The organism is Streptomyces sp. NPDC001781 (assembly GCF_053596035.1).
This window is the reverse complement of record NZ_JBSFFI010000007.1, coordinates 22313-44478: the sequence shown is the minus strand read 5'-3', so window position 1 is coordinate 44478 and position 22166 is coordinate 22313. Positions and strand designations below refer to the sequence as shown.

Sequence of the window (22166 nt, the reverse complement as noted above, 5' to 3'; positions counted from 1 at the left end):
ATGGCGGAGAAAATGGCTCTGGCCAAGGCGATCAACGAATCGCTGCGGCGCGCGCTGGAGACCGACCCCAAGGTCCTGGTCATGGGCGAGGACGTCGGCAAGCTCGGCGGTGTCTTCCGGGTGACCGACGGCCTCCAGAAGGACTTCGGCGAGGAGCGGGTCATCGACACCCCGCTCGCCGAGTCCGGCATCGTCGGCACCGCGATCGGCCTGGCCCTGCGCGGCTACCGCCCGGTCGTCGAGATCCAGTTCGACGGCTTCGTCTTCCCGGCGTACGACCAGATCGTCACCCAGCTCGCGAAGATGCACGCCCGCTCGCTGGGCAAGGTCAAGATGCCCGTCGTCATCCGCATCCCCTACGGCGGCGGCATCGGCGCGGTCGAGCACCACTCCGAGTCCCCCGAGGCGCTGTTCGCGCACGTGGCGGGCCTGAAGGTGGTCAGCCCGTCCAACGCCTCGGACGCCTACTGGATGATGCAGCAGGCCATCCAGAGCGACGACCCGGTGATCTACTTCGAGCCCAAGCGGCGCTACTGGGACAAGGGCGAGGTCGACCCCGAGCTGATCCCCGGCCCGCTGCACCGGGCGAGCGTGGTCCGCGAGGGCACCGACCTGACGCTGGCCGCGTACGGCCCCATGGTCAAGCTCTGCCAGCAGGTGGCGGAGGCGGCCGCCGAGGAGGGCAGGTCGCTGGAGGTGCTCGACCTCCGCTCGGTCTCCCCGCTGGACTTCGACACCATCCAGTCCTCGGTCGAGAAGACCCGCCGTCTGGTGGTCGTCCACGAGGCGCCGGTGTTCCTCGGCTCCGGCGCGGAGATCGCCGCGCGGATCACCGAGCGGTGCTTCTACCACCTGGAGGCTCCGGTGCTCCGGGTCGGCGGCTACCACGCCCCGTACCCGCCGGCGCGCCTGGAGGACGAGTACCTGCCGGGCCTTGACCGGGTGCTCGACGCCGTCGACCGCGCCCTTGCGTACTGAGGAAGGTTTCGTGACGACGATGACGGAAGCTTCCGTGCGCGAGTTCAAGATGCCGGACGTGGGCGAGGGGCTCACCGAGGCCGAGATTCTCAAGTGGTACGTGCAGGTCGGGGACACGGTCACCGACGGCCAGGCGGTGTGCGAGGTCGAGACCGCCAAGGCGGCCGTCGAACTCCCCATCCCCTACGACGGGGTGGTGCGCGAGCTGCGCTTCGCCGAGGGCACGACGGTCGACGTGGGTACGGCGATCATCGCGGTGGACGTGTCGGGCGGGGCGGCTCCCGAGCCGGCGCCGGCCGCGCCCGCCGAGCCCGCGCCCGCGCCCGCCGAGGAGGCCGAGCCGCAGGGCCGTACCCCGGTGCTGGTGGGGTACGGGGTCGCCGTCTCCTCCACCAAGCGGCGTCCCCGCAAGGGGGCCGAGGCGGCGGCCGCCGCGCCGGCCGGGCTGAACGGGCACGGTGCCGCGCCGGTGAAGGAGCGCCCGCTGGCCAAGCCGCCGGTGCGCAAGCTGGCCAAGGACCTGGGCGTCGACCTGGCGCGGGTCACCCCGTCCGGGCCGGGCGGCATCATCACCCGCGAGGACGTGCACGCGGCGGTGGCCCCGGTCGAGACGGTCGTCGAGGCCCCGGCCCCCGCCCCGGCCGCCGTGCAGGCGACCGCGCCGGCGCCCGCCGTCGCGGTGTACGACTCCGCGCGGGAGACGCGCATCCCGGTCAAGGGGGTCCGCAAGGCGACCGCGCAGGCGATGATCGGCTCGGCGTTCACGGCGCCGCATGTCACGGAGTTCGTGACGGTGGACGTGACGCGGACGATGAAGCTGGTCGAGGAGCTGAAGCAGGACAAGGAGTTCCAGGGGCTGCGGGTGAACCCGCTGCTGCTGATCGCCAAGGCCCTGCTGGTCGCGATCAAGCGCAACCCCGAGGTCAACGCGTCCTGGGACGAGGCCGCCCAGGAGATCGTGCTCAAGCACTACGTCAACCTGGGCATCGCGGCGGCGACTCCGCGCGGCCTGATCGTGCCCAACGTCAAGGACGCGCAGGACAAGACGCTCCCGCAGTTGTCCGCTGCGCTGGGCGAGCTGGTGACCACGGCCCGCGAGGGCAGGACGTCCCCGGCGGCGATGCAGGGCGGCACGGTGACCATCACCAACGTCGGCGTCTTCGGCGTCGACACCGGTACGCCGATCCTCAACCCCGGCGAGTCCGCGATCCTCGCGGTCGGCGCTATCAAGCTCCAGCCGTGGGTCCACAAGGGCAAGGTGAAGCCCCGTCAGGTGACCACCCTCGCCCTCAGCTTCGACCACCGCCTGGTCGACGGTGAACTCGGCTCCAAGGTCCTCGCGGACGTGGCGGCGATCCTGGAACAGCCGAAGCGACTCATCTCCTGGGCCTGACAGGCCCGTCGCATCTGTGGAGGTGCCGGGACCCCGACTCCGGTCGGGTTCCCGGCCCGAAAGGGACAGGGCCCGTCCGCACGGTTCACGCCGTGCGGACGGGCCCTGTTTCCGTCGAAACGGCGCGGCCTACTTGCTGAAGCCGTAGTTCAGGATCTTGGTCGCGTCCGTACCGCGCTGGGTGACGGAGGACGACGCGAGGACCGTGCCGATGACCGTCCTGCCGTTGCGGGTGGCGGCGAAGACGAGGCAGTACTTGGCCTCGGGACCGGAGCCGGTCTTGACGCCGATGGTGCCGCTGTAGCTGCTCAGCAGCGTGTTGGTGTTGGTCCACGCCTTCATCGTGCGCGTGCTGCCGGTCTTGGTGACCGTCCTCGCCGTGTACGACTTGGTCTTGACGATCGCGCGGAAGTTGGCGCTCTTCATCGCGCTGCTGGCGATCTTCGTCAGGTCGCGCGGGGTCGAGTAGTTCGAGCCCTTGCCGATGCCGTCGAAGGAATCGAAGTGCGTGTTCTTCAGGCCGAGGGCCTTCGCGGCGGAGTTCATCTTGCCGAGGAAGGAACTCACGCGCGCGGAGTGCGTGCTGCCCGAGCCGTACTTGTCCGCGAGGACGTACGCGGCGTCGCAGCCGGACGGCAGCATCAGCCCGTAGAGGAGCTGGCGGACGGTGACCTTGTCACCGACGATCAGGCCGGCCGAGGACGCGTTGTTGGCGACGATGTAGTCGCTGGCGCCCTTGGGGATGGTGACCTTGGCGTCCAGGTTCAGGTTCGGCTGCGCCAGGACGACCTTCGCGGTCATGATCTTGGTGGTGGAGCCGGTGGAGCGGCGGGTGTCCGCGGCCTTGCTGTACAGCGAGGCGCCGGTGGAGTTGTTCATCGCGTAGCCGCCCGCGGCCACGATCGAAGGCGCGGAGGCGGCCTGCGCGGGCGCTGCGGTGAGGGCACTGGTGGTGAGCAGCGCGCCGGACGCGACGGCGACGGCGGCGGCCCTGCGGAGGGAGGAGCCCTTGATGCCGGTAATCAAAGCGAAATACCTCGATTGTCTGAAATGCCCTTGGAATGCGGCCTAGTTGAGGTGCCCTGAAAGGAGGGCCGCACCTGTGTGACAAGTGAACGGCCCCCATGGTTGCACTCCGTGCGAAGGAAATTTCCGGCCTCCCCTGACGTCCCTTCACCCGCATCCGCATGCTGGACCACGGCACCCCGCCCCGGTCTGTTGTATCTATCCTGTGGGCATGCAAACGGCCACCAGACGGCCCCCCGCCGCCGACCGCGTCTACACCCACGTCAAACAGGGCGTCCTCGACCGCCGGTACGAGGGCGGCACCCTGCTCACCGAAGGCGAGCTGGCCGAGATGGTGGGGGTGTCCCGCACCCCCGTCCGCGAGGCGCTGCTGCGGCTGGAGGCCGAGGGACTGATCCGGCTGTACCCGAAGAAGGGCGCGCTGGTCCTGCCGGTCTCCGCGCAGGAGATCGCCGACGTGGTGGAGACCCGGCTGCTGGTCGAGGAGCACGCCGCCCGCAAGGCGGTCCCCGCGCCGCCGGCCCTGCTGGACCGGCTCGCCGAGCTGCTCCAGCGGCAGCGGGAGCAGGCCGCGGCGGGCGACTTCGCCGCCGCCGCCGTCACCGACCGCTGCTTCCACGCCGAGATCGTGCGCAGCGGCGGGAACGAGATCCTCTCCCGCCTCTACGACCAGCTGCGCGACCGCCAGCTCCGGATGGGCGTGGCCGTGATGCACTCGCACCCCGACCGGATCGCCAAGACCCTCACCGAGCACGCCGGGATCCTGGCGGCGCTGCGCGCCGGGGACGCGGAGGCGGCGGTCGGCCTGGTGCACCGGCACGTCGGCTGGTTCTCCGGGCTGGCACGCGGGGAGGTCCGATGAGCCGGGCCACGACCGTCCTGCCGGGTGATCCTCCGGGCGGCCGCCGGGCAGTCGCCGTCTGGTCCCTGGGCGTCGCGGTCTACTTCGTCGCCGTCATCTTCCGCACCTCGCTCGGGGTGGCCGGCCTGGACGCGGCGGACCGCTTCCACGTGAACGCCTCCGCGCTGTCGACGTTCTCGATCCTGCAACTGCTCGTGTACGCGGGCATGCAGATACCCGTCGGCCTCCTGGTGGACCGGCTCGGCACGAAGAAGGTGCTGTGCATGGGCGCGGTGCTGTTCACGGCCGGGCAGCTCGGCTTCGCCTTCTCCCCGTCGTACGGCACCGCCCTCGCCTCCCGCGCGCTGCTGGGCTGCGGGGACGCGATGACGTTCATCAGCGTGCTGCGGCTCGGCACCCGCTGGTTCCCGGCCCGGCGCGGCCCCTTCGTCGCCCAGCTCGCCGGGCTGGTCGGCATGGCGGGCAACCTCGTCTCGACCCTGGCGCTGGCCCGCCTGCTGCACGGGCTCGGCTGGACCACGGCGTTCGCGGGCAGCGCGTTCGCGGGCGTGGTCGTGCTGGTGCTGACGCTGCTGTTCCTCAAGGACCACCCCGAGGGGTACGCGCCGGAGCCCTCCACGCACCAGGGCGCCGCGTACGTGCGCCGGCAGATCGCGGAGGCGTGGCGGGAGCCCGGCACCCGGCTGGGGATGTGGGTGCACTTCACCACCCAGTTCCCGGCGATGGTCTTCCTGCTGCTGTGGGGGCTGCCGTTCCTGGTGCAGGCGCAGGGGCTCAGCCGGGCGACCGCGGGTGAGCTGCTCACCCTGGTCGTGCTCTCCAACATGGTGATCGGGCTCGTCTACGGCCAGGTCGTCGCCCGGCACCACGCGGCCCGGTTCCCGCTGGCCCTCGGTACGGTCGCCGCGACCGCCGTGATGTGGGCGCTGACCCTCGCCTGGCCGGGCGCGCACGCGCCGATGGCGCTGCTGCTGGTGCTGTGCGTGGTGCTCGGCGCCTGCGGCCCCGCCTCCATGCTCGGCTTCGACTTCGCCCGGCCCGCCAACCCGCCCGAGCGCCAGGGCACCGCCTCCGGCATCACCAACATGGGCGGCTTCATCGCCTCCATGACCACCCTCTTCGCCGTCGGTGTCCTGCTCGACGCCACCGGCGACGACTACTCCGTCGCCTTCTGCGCCGTCTTCGCCCTCCAGGCCCTGGGACTCAGCCAGATCCTCCGCCTGCGCACCCGGGCGGCCCGGCGCGAGGAGGAACGGCTGGTGGCGAGCCGGGTGGAGACGGTGCACGTACCCGCGGTGTAGCCGGCCGGCGCTCAGCGCAGGACCGGTACCAGCGTCAGATAGGCCATACCCAGGACCCCCCGGTAGTTCATCCACTGCGCCCGGTGGCGGTCCAGGCGTTCGCGGACCTCGACCGCCTCCGGGTGGGCGGCGAGCCAGACCTCCTGGTCGGCCTGGTAACCCGACTCGAAGTGCTCCCACTCCGAGAGGGTCGCTGTTTCCGTCCACTCGGGGCGGAAGCCGGACGCGACGGCGAGGTCGAGGAGGGCGGGAAGGGTGTGGTGGTGGGACTCGGCGGCGCCCGGCCACATGCCCGCCAGTTCGGCAGGGGTGGGCCGGCGTTCCCAGAAGGCCTCGCCCAGGAGGACTCGGCCGTTGTCGCAGACCAGACGGCGCAGGGATCGCAGTGCTTGTGACGTGGGGCAGTCGGCGTCGGACAGGGCGTGGCTCGCGCCCAGGCAGAGGACCAGGTCGGCGGGTCCGTGGGCGGTGTCGCGGGCGGACTCCGCCAGGAAGCCGACGCGTCCCGCCAGGCCCCGCTCCGCGGCCGACCGGCGCCCCCGGGCCAGGTCGGTCTCGTCGAGGTCGACCCCCGTGCCCCGGGCCTTGGGGACCGCCTCCAGCACGCGGAGCAGCAGTTCGCCCCATCCGCAGCCGATGTCGAGGACGGTGCGGGGGCGGTTCGCGGAGAGGCGGTCGACGATCGCGTCGGCGCGGGCGGAGGAGAGGGGGCCGTGGAAGGTGAGCCGGTTGCGGGTGGTCATGGCAGGGACGGTAACGGCGGCCCGGGCCGCCGGCACCCGGTCGACGGTCAGGACGTGACCGCGAAGTTCCGCAGGATCGCCGCCGTCAGTTCCGGGTCGCCCTCGGTCTTGACGCGGTCGCCCGCCGCCTCCGCGCCGATCCGCCCGCAGGCCAGCCGGAAGTACGTCTCCCAGTCGAGGCTGAAGCTCGCGGCGGGGCCGAGCGCGGGTGCCGTCTCCAGCGTGCCCCGGCCCTGGATGTCGACGCGGATCGTGCGCAGGAACTCCAGCGGCCCGTGCACGTCGAAGACGATCGCCGAACTGCGCGGCGCCTCCGCCTTCTTGGCGACCACCTTGGGCAGCTCCGCCAGCAGCTGGTCACGGGCGACCAGTGCGCCGGGCGAGTCCAGGTTGCCCGGTCGGCCGAGCGCGGTGCGCAGGTCCTGCTCGTGCACCCAGACGTCGAACGCCCGCATCCGCATGGCGAGTTCGAGGGTGATTTCCTTGCCCATCGGACCCCGGACGACGGTGTCGGGCTGCCGGGACTCGTTGCGGATCTGCCGGTTGCGCCGGATGACCGTGTACTCCAGCTCGGACGTCATCTCCGGTGCCGTGTGGTGGCGGCGCACGTCGACCTGCATCTCCATGTACCGCTGCGCCTCGTTGGTGACGTGGAAGAGGTCGCGGGGCAGTGTGTGGATCGGCCGGGGGTCGCCGAGCATCTCGCAGTCCAGCCCGATGACGTGGGAGACCACGTCCCGCACCGACCACCCGGGGCACGGCGTACGCCGGTTCCACTCGGCCTCGGCCAGCGAGTTCACCAGCTCGGATATCGCGTCGATCGAGTGGTTCCAGGCGTCGGCGTAGGGCTGGAGGGTGGGATGCAGACTCACGGAACAGGACCCCTCGGCGGTCGGTACACGGGCAGAATCAGCGGCTGCACTGGGCGGGTGTCTGGAGGACCCCCACGCTCCCGGCTTGCGCGAGGAGGGGGGACCCCCAAGTTACGCTGCTCCGATACCCCCCGGCAGTGCTTTCGTGTGACGATCGTAGGCCCGTGGGAACGACTCGAACGCCAGGACGGTGGTAGTGTGCGCGCCTCGCTGATCCAGATCCGTGTGGACGAGGGCGAATCCGTTGCCGAACGGCGCCTGCGCGCGGCGGGCCTCGTACGCGCCCAGGCGGGTGCGGACCTCGTGGTGCTGCCCGAGCTGTGGACCACCGGGGCGTTCGCCTACGACGCCTTCGCCACCGAGGCCGAGCCGCTGGCGGGCCCCACGCACGAGGCGATGGCCCGGGCGGCGGGGGACGCGGGCGTCTGGCTGCACGCCGGGTCGATCCCGGAGCGGGACCCCGACGGCACCCTCTACAACACCGCGCTCGTCCATTCGCCCTCCGGTGCACTCGCCGCCGCCTACCGGAAGATCCACCGGTTCGGCTTCGACCAGGGCGAGGCCGTGCTGATGGGCGCCGGGCACGAACCGGTCACCGTCGCCCTGCCGGAGACCACCGTCGGCCTCGCCACCTGCTACGACCTCCGCTTCCCCGAACTCTTCCGCACCCTCACCGAGGCGGGCGCCGAGACCCTGGTCGTCTCCGCGGGCTGGCCCGAGCGCCGCCGCGCGCACTGGACGCTGCTGGCCCGGGCACGCGCGGTGGAGAACCAGGCGTACGTCCTCGCCTGTGGAACGGCCGGTACGCACGCGGGAGTCGCCCAGGCGGGTCACTCGATCGTGGTGGACCCGTGGGGCGAGGTACTGGCGGAGGCGGGCCCGGACGAGGAGGTGCTCACGGTGGAGTTCGACCCGGCGAAGGTCCACGCGACCCGTGAGCAGTTCCCCGCGCTGAAGGACCGGGTCCTCGGCATGGAACCGCCCCGCCGCTGAACTCAGTCGTCCTCCCGCTCCTTCTCCGCCAGGTGGATCACGCACACCGCCACCGCGATGAGCAGCGCCGGGTCGGCGTCCTCCCGTACGACGTCGACCCCGTAGGTGTCGCGGACGGTGAGCAGGCGGCGGGAGATCACCGCGAGGAGTTCGCCCCGGTACTCGACGGCGAACTCGCGGTCGAGGATCTTTCCGCTGATGTCGAGCTCGGTGCCGTCGACCAGTTCCACGCGGTAGTGGTTGCGCAGCAGGGAGAGGCGCTTGCGGCGGACGGTGGCGAGGTCCTCGCCGTCCCGCTGGATCACCATGGTGTCGCGCAGGGCGAACATCTTCTGGTGGATGTCGATCAGGACATCGCCCGCGGTGTCCTTCAGCTCGAAGGTGTCCCGCAGCCGCATCGCCTTGCCGTCGACGAGGAAGACCTTCCGGCCGTTCTCGTCCTCGATCCAGTAGTCGTCGCCGATGCCCAGCAGCCGGTCGCGCACGAGGAGTCTCATGTCAGAAGCGCTTCCCCGGCTGGAGGTGTTCCTCACCGCGACACGCGCCCGAACGGTCTCAAGCGGCCGGACGGGCGCCGTCCTCGTCGCGGGCGGCGAGGGCGGCAGCGGCGGACGAGGGGACACCCCCTGGACTGATCCCCGCCCCGCCGGGTGGCACCCTTGAAGCATGAACGACTCCGCTTCCCGACGCGTCCGTGTCCGTGCTCCCGAGCTGGTCGGCAAGGGCGGCTGGCTGAACACCGGCGATCGGCAGTACACCCTGGCCGACCTGCGAGGACGCATCGTCGTCCTCGATTTCTGGACGTTCTGCTGCATCAACTGCCTGCACGTCCTGGACGAGCTGCGGGAGCTGGAGGAGCGGCACCGGGACACGGTGGTCGTGGTCGGTGTGCACTCCCCGAAGTTCGTGCACGAGGCCGAGCACCAGGCGGTCGTGGACGCGGTCGAGCGGTACGGCGTGGAGCACCCCGTACTGGACGACCCGGAGCTTGCCACCTGGAAGCAGTACGCGGTACGCGCCTGGCCGACCCTGGTGGTGATCGACCCGGAGGGGTACGTGGTCGCCCAGCACGCCGGCGAGGGCCATGTGCACGCCATCGAGCGGCTGGTGGAGGAGCTGGAGGCCGAGCACGAGGCCAAGGGCACCCTGCGCCGGGGCGACGGCCCCTATGTGGCGCCGGAGCCGGAGCCGACCGTGCTGCGCTTCCCCGGCAAGGCGCTGCTGCTGCCCTCGGGGAACTTCCTGGTCAGCGACACCACGCGGCACCAGCTGGTCGAGCTGGCCGAGGACGGCGAGAGCGTGGTGCGCCGGATCGGCACCGGTGGGCGCGGCTTCGCGGACGGTCCCGCCGGGCAGGCGTCGTTCAACGAGCCGCAGGGCCTCGCGCTGCTGGCGGACGGCTCCGTGGTCGTCGCCGACACCGTGAACCACGCCCTGCGCCGCCTGGACCCCGCCTCCGGAGCGGTCACCACCCTGGCCGGCACCGGCAGGCAGTGGATGCAGGGTGCCCCCACCTCGGGACCGGCCCGCGAGGTCGCGCTGTCCTCACCGTGGGACGTGGCCCTCTTCGGCGGCAGGGTGTGGATCGCCATGGCGGGCGTGCACCAGCTCTGGACCTACGACCCGGCGGCGGGGACCGTCCAGGTCGCGGCCGGTACCACCAACGAGGGCCTGGTCGACGGGCCCGGCGCCGAGGCGTGGTTCGCGCAGCCCTCGGGGCTCGCGGCGACCGACGAGCGGCTGTGGCTCGCGGACTCCGAGACCTCCGCGCTGCGCTGGGTCGACCCGGACGGCGCCGTGCACACCGCCGTCGGCACCGGTCTGTTCGACTTCGGCCACCGGGACGGAGAGGCCGGGCAGGCCCTGCTCCAGCATCCGCTGGGCGTCACCGCGCTGCCGGACGGCTCGGTCGCCGTGGCCGACACCTACAACCACGCCCTGCGCCGCTACGACCCCGCCACCGGCGAGGTCACCACGCTGGCCACCGATCTGCGCGAGCCCAGCGACGCGGTGCTGGCCGGCGACGACATCGTGGTGGTGGAGTCCGCCCGCCACCGGCTGACCCGGCTGCGCCTGCCCGAGGAGGCGGTGCGCGTGGAGGCGGTGGCCCACCGCACGCAGCGCGAGGCGACCGAGGTGGCTCCCGGCCGGCTGCGGCTGGACGTGATCTTTGAGGCCCCGGCGGGCCAGAAGCTGGACACCCGCTACGGCCCCTCGACCCGTCTGCTGGTCTCCGCGACCCCGCCCGGGCTGCTGCTGGGGGGAGACGGCGCGGACAGCGACCTGAGCCGGGAGCTGGAGCTGGATCCGGCCGTCGGCGAGGGCGTGCTGCACGTCTCCGCGATGGCCGCCTCCTGCGACGACGACCCGGCGAACGAGTACCCCGCCTGCCACGTGCACCAGCAGGACTGGGGCGTCCCGGTGCGTCTCGTCGAGGGTGCCGCGGACCGCCTGCCGCTGGTGCTGGCGGGCCTGGACGCGGGTGCCGGGCGCTGAATCAGGCGCCGTAGCCGTCCGAGTAGCCGTCGCGCGCCGTGTGGTGCCGCTCCTGCTCCACGACCTGGGTGGGCGGGACCACCACGCGGCGGCGCCGGGCGATGCCGCTGAAGGTCACCAGACCGATGAGACCGGCGGCCATGAAGATGACGCCGACCAGGTCGAGGTTGACGCCGCTCATATGCCAGTCGGTGGCAAACGTGAGGATCGCTCCCACGGCTATGAGGATGATGCATCCGCCGAGGCCCATGAGATCCCGCCTCCCCTATCCGGTTCCGGAATCTCCGGTCCCGTACAGCGGGTACCCCCCATCCGGCCGGTTAGCCACCCGACCGCGCTGTCGACTAAGCCTCCAGAAAGGCCGTCAGGGCCTCGGCGAGGAGGAACGGGTCCTCTGCGCCGCACAGTTCGCGCGCGCTGTGCATGGAGAGGATGGCGACACCGATGTCAACGGTGCTGATGCCGTGGCGGGCGGCGGTGATGGGACCGATGGTGGTGCCGCAGGGCATCGAGTTGTTCGAGACGAACGTCTGGAACGGCACCCCGGCCCGCTCGCACGCGGCGGCGAACACCGCGCGGCCCGAACCGTCCGTGGCGTAGCGGTTGTTGACGTTCACCTTGAGGATCGGGCCGCCGTTGATCCGCGGGTGGTGCGTGGGGTCGTGCCGCTCCGCGTAGTTGGGGTGCACGGCGTGCCCGGTGTCGGAGGAGAGGCAGACGGTGCCGGCGAAGGCACGGGCGCGGTCCTCGTAGGAGCCGCCGCGCGCGAACACCGAGCGCTCCAGGACGCTGCCGAGGAGCGGGCCGTCGGCGCCGGTGTCGGACTGGGAGCCGTTCTCCTCGTGGTCGAAGGCGGCCAGTACGGGGATGTGGGCCAGGGGTTCACCGGAGGTGGCGGCGGCGATCAGAGCGGCCGTGCCGGCGTGCACGGACAGCAGGTTGTCCATCCGGGGCCCGGCGACAAGTTCGCGGTTTCGGCCGAGGTAGGCGGGCGCCTCGACCGGATAGGTCATCAGGTCCCAGCCCGCCACCGAACCGGTCTCCAGCCCGGCCTCCTCCTCCAGGAAGGCGATCAGGTCGCCCTCGCGGACGTCGTCGCCGAGGCCCCAGACGGGCTGGAGGTGGCGCTGCTTGTCGAGCTTGAGGCCGTCCGCCGAGACCGAGCGGTCCAGGTGGATGGCGAGCTGCGGCACCCGCAGCAGCGGGCGGTCGACGTCCACCAGGACGGAGCCGCCGTCGCGCAGGGTGAGCCGGCCGGCGAGGCCGAGGTCGCGGTCGAGCCAGGAGTTCATCAGCGGGCCGCCGTAGATCTCCACCGCGACCTGGCGCCAGCCGTGCGCCCCGCTGTCGGGCTCGGGCTTGACCCGGAGGTTCGGGGAGTCGGTGTGCGCACCGACGATCCGGAAGGGGGTGTGCGGGGTGGCGCCCTCGGGGACGTACCAGGCGACGACCGCGCCGCCGCGCAGCACGTACCGCCCCCCGCTGCCGGTGCCCGCGGGGGTGTCCCACGCCTCGGTCTCGGAGACCTGCGTGAAGCCTGCCTCCTCCAGGCGCGCGGCGACGTCCGCCACGGCGTGGTACGGCGTCGGGCTCGCCGTCAGGAAGGCGATCAGGTCGTCGGTGTGGCCGCGGTGGAAACGGGACGGTGCGCTCATGGCCTTTACCTTAACGACGAGCGCGGGCCCGCCCTCCGGAAGGAGGCAGCGGGCCCGCGCGGGGTGTCCGGGAAGAGGGACGGGGACTAGAAGGCGGCCTCGTCCAGCTCCATCAGGTCCAGGTCGACACCGGAGGCGACCTTGCGGGCCAGGGTGACGCCGGGCAGGACGTTGGCCGCGAAGAACTTCGCCGCCGCGATCTTGCCGGTGTAGAACGCCTTGTCCTTCGCCGAGGCCGTCTGAAGCTTCTCGGCGGCCACGGCCGCGCCGCGCAGCAGGAGGTAGCCGACGACCACGTCACCGGAGGCCATCAGCAGGCGGGTGGTGTTGAGGCCCACCTTGTAGATGTTCTTGACGTCCTGCTCGGTGGCGGCGAGGTCGGTCAGCATCAGGCCGACGATCGCCTCCAGCTCCACGGCCGCCTTGGCCAGGTGCTCGCGGGCGCCCGCCAGCTCCTCGCCGCCGGTGGCCAGCTCCAGGAACTTCTTGATGTCCTCGGCCAGACCGTTCAGCGCGGTGCCCTGGTTGCGGACGATCTTCCGGAAGAAGAAGTCCTGGCCCTGGATCGCGGTGGTGCCCTCGTAGAGGGTGTCGATCTTGGCGTCGCGGATGTACTGCTCGATCGGGTACTCCTGGAGGAACCCGGAGCCGCCGAAGGTCTGGAGCGACTGCGCGAGCTGCTCGTAGCCCTTCTCGGAGCCGTAGCCCTTCACGATCGGCAGGAGCAGGTCGTTCAGCGCGTGCTCGGTGGAGGCGTCCTCACCGTTCGCCTCCTTGAGCGCGATGGTGTCCTGGACGGCAGCGGTGTGCAGCACCAGGGCGCGCATGCCCTCCGCGTACGCCTTCTGCGTCATCAGGGAGCGGCGCACGTCGGGGTGGTGGGTGATGGTGACCTTCGGCGCCTTCTTGTCCATGAAGTTCGCCAGGTCGGGACCCTGGACGCGCTCCTTGGCGTACTCCAGCGCGTTGAGGTAGCCGGTCGACAGGGTCGAGATGGCCTTCGTGCCGACCATCATGCGGGCGAACTCGATGATGCGGAACATCTGGCGGATGCCGTCGTGCTTGTCACCGATCAGCCAGCCCACGGCCGGGTGACGGTCGCCGAACGTCATCTCGCAGGTGTTGGAGGCCTTGAGGCCCATCTTGTGCTCGACGTTGGTGGCGTAGACGCCGTTGCGCTCGCCCAGTTCGCCGGTCTCGCCGTCGAAGTGGTACTTCGGCACGAGGAAGAGGGAGAGGCCCTTGGTGCCGGGGCCGGCACCCTCGGGACGGGCGAGGACGTAGTGGAGGATGTTCTCCTCCATGTCGTGCTCACCGGAGGTGATGAAGCGCTTCACGCCCTCGATGTGCCAGGAGCCGTCCTCCTGCTGCACGGCCTTGGTGCGGCCGGCGCCCACGTCCGAACCGGCGTCCGGCTCGGTGAGGACCATGGTGGAGCCCCAGGTCTTCTCGACCGCGATCTTCGCCCACTGCTTCTGCTCCTCGGTGCCCTCCTCGAAGAGGATGCGCGCGAACGCCGGGCCGGAGGAGTACATCCAGACGGCCGGGTTGGCGCCGAGCACCAGCTCCGCGTAGGCCCAGATCAGGGACGGCGGGGTGCTGGTGCCGCCGATCTCCTCGGGCAGGCCGAGCCGCCAGTACTCCGAGTCCATGAAGGACTTGTAGCTCTTCTTGAAGGAGGCCGGGACCGGGGCGGTGTTCGTCTCGGGGTCGAAGACCGGGGGGTTGCGGTCGGCGTCCACGAAGGACTCGGCCAGCTCGTTCTCCGAGAGACGGGTCAGCTCCGCGAGGACGGACTTCGCGGTGTCGGTGTCCATCTCCTCGAACGGGCCGGTGCCGTACAGCTTCTCGCGGCCCAGGACTTCGAAGAGGTTGAACTCGATGTCGCGGAGGTTGGACTTGTAGTGCCCCATGGTGACTCCATCACGGACTCGGCGAGGCACTGACTCCTCGCGGCTGATCACGTACCAACAGGTGACTACGATGATGCTACCCGCCGGTAATAAGACGCAACCCCGGCGGGTGTGAGAAGCCTCTACCGCTCGCCTGACCCCGCCGCCCGCGCTCGGTACTCTTGCGCCCATGTACGGCTACGACCAGAACGTGGGCGCCCAGCAGCAGTACGTGCCGCCGCAGCAGCAGCCGGGTGGTGTCGGCGGGTACGGCCAGCAGCCGCCGCTCTACCCGGAGCCGTCCGCGCCCTCGCTGGCGGACGCGGTGCGCGCCTTCACCACCGGGCAGATGCCCGCCGAGGACTTCCAGCAGGTCTTCGCCACGTCCAAGGTGTACTGCCCGCGCGGCGACACCCCCGGCTTCCTCGCCCTGCACAACACCCAGCAGCCGGTGATCCCGATGTTCACCTCGCTGAAGGAGCTGCGCCGGTACGCGGGCAAGGAGTCCAAGTACTTCGTGATCACCGGCGCCGAGGTGATCGACCTGCTCCCCACCGGCTACGGCTTCGTGGTCGACATGGAGGGCGAGCACCGGATGGTGTTCGACGCCAAGGCGGTGGAGCAGATGGTCGACTTCGCCATGCGCCGTATGTACGGCTAGGCGCCGCCTCTCGTTCGGATCAGGTCGGGCCCGGAGGGAATCACCTCCGGGCCTGCCGTGTTGTGGCTGGCGAAAAGTTCAACGCTCAACTAAACTGGGTCCACAAGGAGGTACCGACCATGCCTGCAGTGACCGTCGAGAACCCGTTGACGCTGCCCCGTGTGACCGCGTCCGCCGACGCCGTGTCGCGTCCGGTGCTCACCGTGACCACCGCGCCGAGCGGCTTCGAGGGCGAGGGGTTCCCGGTGCGCCGCGCCTTCGCCGGGATCAACTACCGCCACCTCGACCCGTTCATCATGATGGACCAGATGGGCGAGGTGGAGTACGCGCCGGGCGAGCCCAAGGGCACCCCCTGGCACCCGCACCGCGGCTTCGAGACCGTCACCTACATCATCGACGGCATCTTCGACCACCAGGACTCCAACGGCGGTGGCGGCACCATCACCAACGGCGACACCCAGTGGATGACCGCCGGCTCGGGCCTGCTGCACATCGAGGCCCCGCCGGAGCACCTGGTCATGTCGGGCGGTCTCTTCCACGGGCTCCAGCTCTGGGTGAACCTCCCCGCCAAGGACAAGATGATGGCGCCGCGCTACCAGGACATCCGGGGCGGCAGCGTCCAGTTGCTCACCTCCCCCGACGGCGGCGCGCTGCTGCGCGTCATCGCCGGTGAGCTGGACGGCCACGCGGGTCCCGGCATCACCCACACGCCGATCACCATGATCCACGCGACGGTGGCGCCGGGCGCCGAGATCACCCTGCCGTGGCGCGAGGACTTCAACGGCCTCGCCTACGTCCTCGCCGGGCGCGGTTCGGTGGGCGCGGAGCGCCGTCCGGTGCGCACCGGGCAGACGGCGGTCTTCGGCTCCGGGTCCGCGCTGACCGTCCGCGCGGACGAGCAGCAGGACTCCCACACCCCGGACCTGGAGGTCGTCCTCCTCGGCGGACAGCCCATCCGTGAGCCCATGGCCCACTACGGCCCGTTCGTCATGAACACCAAGGACCAGCTCATGCAGGCCTTCGAGGACTTCCAGAAGGGCCGCCTGGGCACGGTGCCGGCGGTGCACGGCATGACGGAGAAGGGCCCGCAGGGCTGATGTGAACCGCCGTACCAGGGGGCCGCGGCCCCCTGGTACGGCACACGGAGAGACGCGGATCTCACCCACCCGGCCTGCCGTGGCAGGACAGCGGAATCCTGGCGTGCTCCGCTGGAGGCGTGTCGCTGCTCCCCGTACCCGTGCGCCGGTTCGCCGCCTGGTGCGCCGTGCTGCTGCTGGCCGCCGCCCTCGGGTGGGTCGGCATCCGGCTGTGCGGGGAACTGCGTACCGCCGTCACCCCCGTACTGCTGGCCCTGCTCGGCACCGCCCTGCTGGGCCCGCTGTACCGCTGGCTGCTCAGGATGAGGCTGAACGCCAGCCTCGCCGCCGCGCTGACCTGCGTGGCCGTCGTGGCGGTGGTCGGTGGCGCGGTCTACATCGTGGTCGCCGCGCTCGTGGACACCGGCGACGAGATCGTGGCGTCCCTCCGCCAGGCGGCCAGGGCCGTGGCCCGGCACTTCGGCGCCGCCGGCACCGGCCTGGACGACCTGGCCGGCAACGCCCGCGAACTGCTCGGCAAGTTCGGCGGCACCGCCGTCTCCAACGTCATCAGCGGCGTCAGCGTGGTCGGCGAGACCATCGCCATCGCCGTCCTCGCCCTGCTGCTGGTCTTCTTCTTCCTGCGCGACTCCCCCCGCGCCCTGCGCTCCCTGCGCGGCTTCGCCCCCGCGGGTACCGCCGACGTGGTGGAGGCCATGGCGCGCCGGGCCTTCGAGGCGGTCGAGGGGTTCATGCGCGGGACGACGATCATCGCGCTCATCGACGCCGTCTGCATCACCGTCGGCCTGCTGGTCCTGCGCGTACCCGGCGCGGTGGGCCTCGGCGCGCTCGTCTTCGTCGCCGCGTACATCCCCTACCTCGGCGCCTTCCTCTCCGGCGCGGTCGCCGTCCTGGTCGCGCTCGCGGACCGGGGTCTCGTGATCGCGCTCTGGGCGCTCGGCGTTGTGCTCGCGGTCCAGGTGCTGGAGGGGCATGTTCTCCAGCCGGCCATCCAGAGCCGCACCGTACAGATGCACCCGGCGGTGGTCATGCTGACGATCACCGCGGGCGCCTCCGTCGCGGGCATCCTCGGCATGCTCCTCGCGGTCCCCCTCACCGCTGCCGTCTTCGGCGTCGTCCAAGAACTCCGCGAGCGCTACGGCACCCCGCACGAGGACCCCTGAGGGCTGTCCCGTGATCCCCGGCGGGCGCGCGACGACAGCTACGGCGCCTCGCCGTGTTGTCGGCTGCGATGCACCGCATCCGCCGCCGACGCGCTGATTCCACCGGGCATCACGGGACAGCCCTTACAGCCTCCCCTCCCCGCTCTCTCTCGTCCCCGGGGCGCTCGTACAGCTCGAACCAGATGCTCTTGCCCTCGCCGCGCGGCTCGACCCCCCAGGCGTCGGCCAGCATCTCGATCAGCATCAGGCCGCGCCCGGAGGAGGCCAGCTCGCCGGGGCGGCGCTTGTGCGGGAGGTCGTCCCCGCCGTCGGTGACCTGGACGCGCAGCCGCCGCTGGTCGTGCTCGCCGAAGATCTCCGCGAGCAGCAGTGCGTCGGCGTCGGTGTGCACCAGCACGTTGGTGATCATCTCGGAGACCAGCAGCACCGCCGCGTCCACCTGCTCGGGCGGGCTCCAGTCGTGCAGCAGCTCGCGCAGGTGCTGGCGGGCCTCCGCGATGCGCTCCGGCTCGTCCTGCGCCACCGACAGCAGCGTGCTGCGCACCTGGGTCCGGGCCGTGTGCGCCGGGCCGTCGCGCCCCCAGCCCTCACCGGAACGGAACAGCAGCAGCACCGCGATGTCGTCCTCGCGGCGGTCGGTCAGCGGGCCGGTGGTGTGGTGCGAGGAGGGCCCGTGCACCCCCTGCACCAGCGCGTCCGCGAGCCCCTCCAGGCCGCTTTCGCGCTCCGGCTCCTTGGCGTTGTACTCCTCGAGGATCGCCCTGATGCGCCGCCAGCCGCTCTCCATGTCGTGGCCGCCGGTCTCGATCAGGCCGTCGGTGCACAGCATCATGGTCTCGCCGGGCTCCAGCGTGAACCGGGTCGTCGGATAGTCCCCGTCCGGATCGACGCCCAGCGGCAGCCCGCCCGCGGCCGGCCTGAGCACCACCGTGCCGTCGGGCAGCCGGATCACCGGCTCCGGGTGCCCGGCGCGTGCCACCTCCAGGCGTCCGGTCGCCGGGTCTGCCTCCGCGTACAGGCAGGTGGCGAAGCGCAGGTCGGTCGTGTGGTCGTCGTGGGTGATGCCGTGCAGGAAGCGGGAGGCGCGGGAGAGCACCGCGTCCGGTCGGTGCCCCTCCGCGGCGTACGCCCGCAGCGCGATCCGGAGCTGGCCCATCAGGCCCGCCGCCCGCACGTCGTGTCCCTGCACGTCCCCGATGACCAGCGCGAACCTGCCGCCCTGCGCGGTGGCCGAGGAGCTCCCGCCGGGCAGCGGGATCATGTCGTACCAGTCGCCGCCCACCTGGAGTCCGCCGCCGGTCGGGATGTAGCGCGCGGCCACGTCCATGCCGGGGATCTCCGGGAGCAGCGAGGGCATCATCGACCGCTGGAGCCCCTCGGACAGCTCTCGCTGGGTCTCCGCGTCGCTCGCCCGTGTCAGCGCCTGCGCCAGCATCCGGGCGACCGTGGTCAGCACCGCCCGCTCGTCCGGGGTGAACGCCACCCGGTCGCTGAACGCCGCCATCCACGCGCCCCGCGTCCGCCCGCCCAGCGTCAGCGGCAGGAACGCCCACGAGCAGCGCCCGAACCGCTCGGCCAGCGGCCAGGTGGTCGGATAGCGGTCCCGGTACTCGCCCGGCGTGGAGAGATAGACGGCCTGGCCGGTACGGACCACCTCGGCGGCCGGATAGTCCGTGGACAGCGGCATCTGGGTGAAGGGGGCGTGGTCGCCCGGGAGGTAGCCGTGCTGGCCGATGATCGTCAGCCGGTCGCCCTCCACGGCGAACACCGCGAGCCCGTCCGGGGAGAAGCCCGGCATGGACAGCGTGGCCGCGACCCGCAGCACCTCCGCCGTCGACCGCGCCTCGGCCAGCGCGCGGCCCGCGTCCAGCAGGAACGCCTCGCGGGAGCGCCGCCAGTCCCCGGTGATCGCGCTGCGCGCCGAGGACGTGCCCGGCGCCGGCTCGATGACCTCCTGAAGGGTGCCGACCAGCTCGTACGCCCCCCGGTCCCGGTCGTAGGCCGGCTTGGACCGGCTCCGCACCACCCGGACGGTGCGGCCCTCCGCGTCCACGACCCGGATGCGCACCTCGGCGAGCGTGCCGCGGGCCACGGCGAGCGGGATGACTCCGGTGATCTCGTGCCAGTCCGAGGGGTGCATCCGGGCACGGGCCTGGTTCTCGGTGAGGGTGGCGGGGCGGGCGGGCAGTCCCAGCAGCCGCGCCGCCTCCGCGTCCACGGTGACCATCTCCGTGGCCGTGTCCCACTGCCAGACCCCCGTGGCGAGGGAGACGAGGACATCCCCCAGGGACGGCAGTGGCTCACCTGTGCGCATTGCCCCACTTTAAGAAGGTCGTCCCCGGTACTGCCACCCTGGTTCGGCCGGTGGTAATGGTGGGGAGGCGATCACGGGGTGCCCGGTACCCTTGATGGGTCCGGGCCCCGTGCCCGTTCTGGCCGGGGAGAGCACAGTCCCGGCGAAGAACCCCCAACGAAGGACGATGAACGACGATGCATCGGTACAGGTCCCACACCTGCGGCCAGCTCCGCGCCTCCGACGTCGGTACCGACGTCCGGCTGAGTGGCTGGCTGCACAATCGGCGCGACCTGGGCGGCATCCTCTTCATCGATCTGCGTGACCACCACGGCATCACGCAGCTCGTGGCCCGCCCCGGCACCCCCGCGTACGAGGCGCTGGACTCCATCACCAAGGAGTCCACGGTCCGCGTCGACGGCCGCGTCGTTTCACGTGGAACCGAGAACGTGAACCCCGAACTGCCCACCGGCGAGATCGAGGTCGAGGTCGCGGAGGTGGAGCTGCTGGGCGCCGCCGCCCCACTGCCCTTCACGATCAACGCGGAGGACGGGGTCAACGAGGAGCGGCGCCTGGAGTACCGCTTCCTGGACCTGCGCCGTGAGCGCATGCACCGCAACATCATGCTGCGCACGGCGGTCATCTCCGCCATGCGTCAGAAGATGTCCGCGATGGGCTTCAACGAGATGGCGACGCCGATCCTGTCCGCCACCTCCCCGGAGGGCGCCCGCGACTACGTCGTGCCCTCGCGCGTCCACGCGGGCCGCTTCTACGCCCTGCCCCAGGCCCCGCAGCAGTTCAAGCAGCTTCTGATGATCTCCGGCTTCGACCGGTACTTCCAGATCGCGCCCTGCTTCCGTGACGAGGACGCCCGTGCCGACCGCTCGCCGGGCGAGTTCTACCAGCTCGACGTCGAGATGAGCTTCGTCGAGCAGGAGGACGTCTTCCAGCCGATCGAGAAGCTCATGACCGAGCTGTTCGAGGAGTTCGGCGGCGGCCGCCACGTCACCTCGCCGTTCCCGCGCATCCCGTTCCGCGAGGCGATGCTCAAGTACGGCTCCGACAAGCCGGATCTGCGCGCCAAGCTGGAGCTCGTGGACATCACCGACGTCTTCGAGGGTTCGGCGTTCAAGGCGTTCGCGGGCAAGCACGTGCGGGCCCTGCCGGTGCCCGACGTCGCGGGCCAGAGCCGCAAGTTCTTCGACGGGCTCGGCGAGTTCGCCGTCTCGCAGGGCGCTCAGGGCCTGGCCTGGGTGCGCGTCGGCGAGGACGGTTCGCTGACCGGCCCGATCGCCAAGTTCCTCACCGAGGACAATGTCGCCGAGCTGACCAAGCGCCTCTCGCTGGCCCCGGGCCACGCGGTGTTCTTCGGCGCGGGCGAGTTCGACGAGGTCTCCAAGATCATGGGCGCGGTGCGCGTCGAGGCGGCCAGGCGCGCGGACCAGTTCGAGGACGGCGTCTTCCGTTTCTGCTGGATCGTCGACTTCCCGATGTACGAGCGGGACGAGGAGACGGGCAAGATCGACTTCTCCCACAACCCGTTCTCGATGCCGCAGGGCGGCCTGGAGGCCCTGGAGACCCAGGACCCGCTGGACATCCTGGGCTGGCAGTACGACATCGTCTGCAACGGCGTGGAGCTCTCCTCCGGCGCCATCCGGAACCACGAGCCGGACATCATGCTCAAGGCGTTCGAGATCGCGGGCTACGACCGTGACACGGTCGAGGACAAGTTCGCCGGCATGCTCCGCGCGTTCCGCTTCGGCGCTCCGCCGCACGGTGGCATCGCCCCCGGAGTGGACCGCATCGTCATGCTCCTCGCCGACGAGCCCAACATCCGCGAGACCATCGCCTTCCCGCTCAACGGCAACGCCCAGGACCTCATGATGGGCGCCCCGACCGAGCTGGACGAGTCCCGCCTGCGCGAGCTGCACCTGAGCGTCAGGAAGCCGCAGCCGAAGTAGTACGCGGTACATGTGGAGACGGCCCGGCCCCTTCGGGGAGCCGGGCCGTCGCTATTCCTCGTCCTGATCCGGATCGGTGCCGTCCTCCAGCAGGCGTTCCGCGATGTCGTCTGACCAGCGCTGGGCCCAGGCGCGCAGCGGGCCGACGTCCTCGCGGGAAAGTCCGTGGCGGAGGAACTCGACGTCGGAGAAGAAGTCGGTGCCGGTCAGGCGGGACTGGAGGGTGGTGAGGTCGAAGGAGTCGTACGCGTGCCGCCGGCCCAGCTCCTCCAGCTCGGGCAGCGTGTAGTGCTCGGCGGCGGCGCGGGCGTCGATCAGGTCGACGGCCGCTCCCCGGTCGTACAGCGCGCGGATCTTCGTGCCGACGGCGTCCGCGCGGGACAGGGCGGGCCCGTACGCGGTCAGCTCGGGTGGTTGCCAGAAGGCTTCCTTGTGCAGCGTGAGATCGACGTCCTCCCCGCTCTGCGGATCACCCACGACGAGCTGACCGGACAGCGCCCCGACCGCCCCGGCCCGCACACCGCGCCCCGGGCCTCGAGCGCCGCCGCAAGGCCCCTGACGACCGCCTCCATCGCCTCGCCGCTCTCGGTGGCGAAGTCGAGATTCGCGTGCCCGCGCCCCACCAGCCCGTGCGCCTCCAGCGCGTAGCCCCCGGCCAGCACCAGGCCGTAGGGGCTCCCCGCGCTGACCACGTCCGCCAACAACCGCCGATGAACTCCGCAAGCCTCCACGAGGCCCGTACTCTGCCAGACCCGGAGCCCGTCGGCGGCGTGCCGCCCC

Annotated in this window: 18 protein-coding genes and 1 pseudogene; 10 read left to right on the top strand and 9 right to left on the bottom strand. The window is 71.3% G+C overall.

The features are described 5' to 3' along the window. Together ACWCV3_RS08720 and ACWCV3_RS08715 are read left to right on the top strand one after the other, a co-directional pair. Entirely contained in the window at positions 1-978 is a 978-nt protein-coding gene (locus ACWCV3_RS08720) for an alpha-ketoacid dehydrogenase subunit beta (RefSeq protein ID WP_451220445.1), read from the top strand. 10 nt (positions 979-988) lie between these two features. Further along, a complete protein-coding gene (locus ACWCV3_RS08715; protein ID WP_451220443.1) occupies positions 989-2371 on the top strand; it encodes a dihydrolipoamide acetyltransferase family protein in 1383 nt (460 codons plus the stop codon). 129 nt (positions 2372-2500) lie between these two features. Here the strand turns inward: ACWCV3_RS08715 and ACWCV3_RS08710 are convergent, their stop codons facing one another. After that, the gene (locus ACWCV3_RS08710; protein WP_451220440.1) at positions 2501-3397 is read right to left on the bottom strand and encodes a D-alanyl-D-alanine carboxypeptidase family protein; all 897 of its coding nucleotides are present in this window, start codon (positions 3395-3397) and stop codon (positions 2501-2503) included. A gap of 211 nt (positions 3398-3608) precedes the next feature. Here ACWCV3_RS08710 and ACWCV3_RS08705 point away from each other — a divergent pair, with 211 nt between their 5' ends. Then, a complete protein-coding gene (locus ACWCV3_RS08705) occupies positions 3609-4259 on the top strand; it encodes a GntR family transcriptional regulator (protein WP_451220438.1) in 651 nt (216 codons plus the stop codon). Continuing rightward, positions 4256-5560: an MFS transporter gene (locus tag ACWCV3_RS08700; RefSeq protein ID WP_451220435.1), complete on the top strand. Its 1305-nt coding sequence runs from the start codon at positions 4256-4258 to the stop codon at positions 5558-5560. The genes ACWCV3_RS08705 and ACWCV3_RS08700 overlap by 4 nt, the downstream gene beginning before the upstream one ends. Before the next feature lie 11 nt (positions 5561-5571). Here the strand turns inward: ACWCV3_RS08700 and ACWCV3_RS08695 are convergent, their stop codons facing one another. Both ACWCV3_RS08695 and ACWCV3_RS08690 read right to left on the bottom strand, forming a co-directional pair. After that, positions 5572-6303 (bottom strand): SAM-dependent methyltransferase, encoded by a 732-nt coding sequence (locus tag ACWCV3_RS08695; RefSeq protein ID WP_451220432.1) that lies wholly within the window; start codon positions 6301-6303, stop codon positions 5572-5574. 47 nt (positions 6304-6350) lie between these two features. After that, the gene (locus ACWCV3_RS08690; protein WP_451220430.1) at positions 6351-7175 is read right to left on the bottom strand and encodes a maleylpyruvate isomerase family mycothiol-dependent enzyme; all 825 of its coding nucleotides are present in this window, start codon (positions 7173-7175) and stop codon (positions 6351-6353) included. A gap of 198 nt (positions 7176-7373) precedes the next feature. Between ACWCV3_RS08690 and ACWCV3_RS08685 the strand changes: the two genes are divergently transcribed. Further along, positions 7374-8168 (top strand): carbon-nitrogen family hydrolase, encoded by a 795-nt coding sequence (locus tag ACWCV3_RS08685; RefSeq protein ID WP_451220913.1) that lies wholly within the window; start codon positions 7374-7376, stop codon positions 8166-8168. A 2-nt stretch (positions 8169-8170) separates the two neighbouring features. Here ACWCV3_RS08685 and ACWCV3_RS08680 read toward each other — a convergent pair whose 3' ends face one another. Further along, positions 8171-8665, bottom strand: a complete 495-nt coding sequence (locus ACWCV3_RS08680) for an LURP-one-related/scramblase family protein (RefSeq protein ID WP_451220427.1) — start codon at positions 8663-8665, stop codon at positions 8171-8173. Positions 8666-8834: 169 nt separating this feature from the next. On the opposite strand from ACWCV3_RS08680, the gene ACWCV3_RS08675 reads away from it, so the two are divergent. Further along, positions 8835-10664 (top strand): NHL domain-containing thioredoxin family protein, encoded by a 1830-nt coding sequence (locus tag ACWCV3_RS08675; RefSeq protein WP_451220424.1) that lies wholly within the window; start codon positions 8835-8837, stop codon positions 10662-10664. Position 10665: 1 nt separating this feature from the next. On the opposite strand, the gene ACWCV3_RS08670 is transcribed toward ACWCV3_RS08675, so the two are convergent. The 3 genes from ACWCV3_RS08670 to ACWCV3_RS08660 all read right to left on the bottom strand — a co-directional run bounded on the left by ACWCV3_RS08670 (position 10666) and on the right by ACWCV3_RS08660 (position 14232). Next, on the bottom strand, positions 10666-10914 hold the full coding sequence (locus tag ACWCV3_RS08670; RefSeq protein WP_451220421.1) for a DUF6458 family protein: 249 nt from the start codon (positions 10912-10914) through the stop codon (positions 10666-10668). 94 nt (positions 10915-11008) lie between these two features. After that, positions 11009-12319 (bottom strand): M18 family aminopeptidase, encoded by a 1311-nt coding sequence (locus tag ACWCV3_RS08665; RefSeq protein ID WP_451220418.1) that lies wholly within the window; start codon positions 12317-12319, stop codon positions 11009-11011. Between the two features lie 86 nt (positions 12320-12405). Further along, the gene (locus ACWCV3_RS08660; protein WP_451220415.1) at positions 12406-14232 is read right to left on the bottom strand and encodes an acyl-CoA dehydrogenase; all 1827 of its coding nucleotides are present in this window, start codon (positions 14230-14232) and stop codon (positions 12406-12408) included. 169 nt (positions 14233-14401) lie between these two features. Here ACWCV3_RS08660 and ACWCV3_RS08655 point away from each other — a divergent pair, with 169 nt between their 5' ends. The 3 genes from ACWCV3_RS08655 (at position 14402) to ACWCV3_RS08645 (ending at position 17132) form a co-directional block, all read left to right on the top strand. Then, positions 14402-14872, top strand: coding sequence for an SseB family protein (locus tag ACWCV3_RS08655; protein WP_135787274.1), 471 nt, complete (start codon positions 14402-14404; stop codon positions 14870-14872). Positions 14873-14991: 119 nt separating this feature from the next. Further along, positions 14992-15969 carry a pirin family protein gene (locus tag ACWCV3_RS08650; protein ID WP_451220412.1) on the top strand — a complete coding sequence of 326 codons (978 nt, stop codon included), beginning with the start codon at positions 14992-14994 and terminating at the stop codon, positions 15967-15969. 119 nt (positions 15970-16088) lie between these two features. After that, positions 16089-17132 carry an AI-2E family transporter gene (locus tag ACWCV3_RS08645; protein WP_451220410.1) on the top strand — a complete coding sequence of 348 codons (1044 nt, stop codon included), beginning with the start codon at positions 16089-16091 and terminating at the stop codon, positions 17130-17132. A gap of 109 nt (positions 17133-17241) precedes the next feature. Here the strand turns inward: ACWCV3_RS08645 and ACWCV3_RS08640 are convergent, their stop codons facing one another. Continuing rightward, positions 17242-19446, bottom strand: coding sequence for a SpoIIE family protein phosphatase (locus ACWCV3_RS08640; protein ID WP_451220407.1), 2205 nt, complete (start codon positions 19444-19446; stop codon positions 17242-17244). A 176-nt stretch (positions 19447-19622) separates the two neighbouring features. Between ACWCV3_RS08640 and aspS the strand changes: the two genes are divergently transcribed. Beyond that, a complete protein-coding gene (aspS, locus tag ACWCV3_RS08635; protein ID WP_451220405.1) occupies positions 19623-21386 on the top strand; it encodes an aspartate--tRNA ligase in 1764 nt (587 codons plus the stop codon). A 51-nt stretch (positions 21387-21437) separates the two neighbouring features. Here the strand turns inward: aspS and ACWCV3_RS08630 are convergent. Further along, positions 21438-22117, bottom strand: a pseudogene (locus ACWCV3_RS08630) (hypothetical protein). Positions 22118-22166 lie beyond the last annotated feature (49 nt).

Bases quoted from the DNA above. Each gene is read 5' to 3' on its own strand.
- ACWCV3_RS08720 (WP_451220445.1), top strand. From the start codon at position 1: ATGGCGGAGAAAATGGCTCTGGCCAAGGCGATCAACGAATCGCTGCGG.
- ACWCV3_RS08705 (WP_451220438.1), top strand. From the start codon at position 3,609: ATGCAAACGGCCACCAGACGGCCCCCCGCCGCCGACCGCGTCTACACC.
- ACWCV3_RS08700 (WP_451220435.1), top strand. From the start codon at position 4,256: ATGAGCCGGGCCACGACCGTCCTGCCGGGTGATCCTCCGGGCGGCCGC.
- ACWCV3_RS08695 (WP_451220432.1), bottom strand. From the start codon at position 6,303: ATGACCACCCGCAACCGGCTCACCTTCCACGGCCCCCTCTCCTCCGCC.
- ACWCV3_RS08680 (WP_451220427.1), bottom strand. From the start codon at position 8,665: ATGAGACTCCTCGTGCGCGACCGGCTGCTGGGCATCGGCGACGACTAC.
- ACWCV3_RS08675 (WP_451220424.1), top strand. From the start codon at position 8,835: ATGAACGACTCCGCTTCCCGACGCGTCCGTGTCCGTGCTCCCGAGCTG.
- ACWCV3_RS08670 (WP_451220421.1), bottom strand. From the start codon at position 10,914: ATGGGCCTCGGCGGATGCATCATCCTCATAGCCGTGGGAGCGATCCTC.
- ACWCV3_RS08665 (WP_451220418.1), bottom strand. From the start codon at position 12,319: ATGAGCGCACCGTCCCGTTTCCACCGCGGCCACACCGACGACCTGATC.
- ACWCV3_RS08660 (WP_451220415.1), bottom strand. From the start codon at position 14,232: ATGGGGCACTACAAGTCCAACCTCCGCGACATCGAGTTCAACCTCTTC.
- ACWCV3_RS08655 (WP_135787274.1), top strand. From the start codon at position 14,402: ATGTACGGCTACGACCAGAACGTGGGCGCCCAGCAGCAGTACGTGCCG.
- ACWCV3_RS08650 (WP_451220412.1), top strand. From the start codon at position 14,992: ATGCCTGCAGTGACCGTCGAGAACCCGTTGACGCTGCCCCGTGTGACC.
- ACWCV3_RS08640 (WP_451220407.1), bottom strand. From the start codon at position 19,446: ATGCGCACAGGTGAGCCACTGCCGTCCCTGGGGGATGTCCTCGTCTCC.
- aspS (WP_451220405.1), top strand. From the start codon at position 19,623: ATGCATCGGTACAGGTCCCACACCTGCGGCCAGCTCCGCGCCTCCGAC.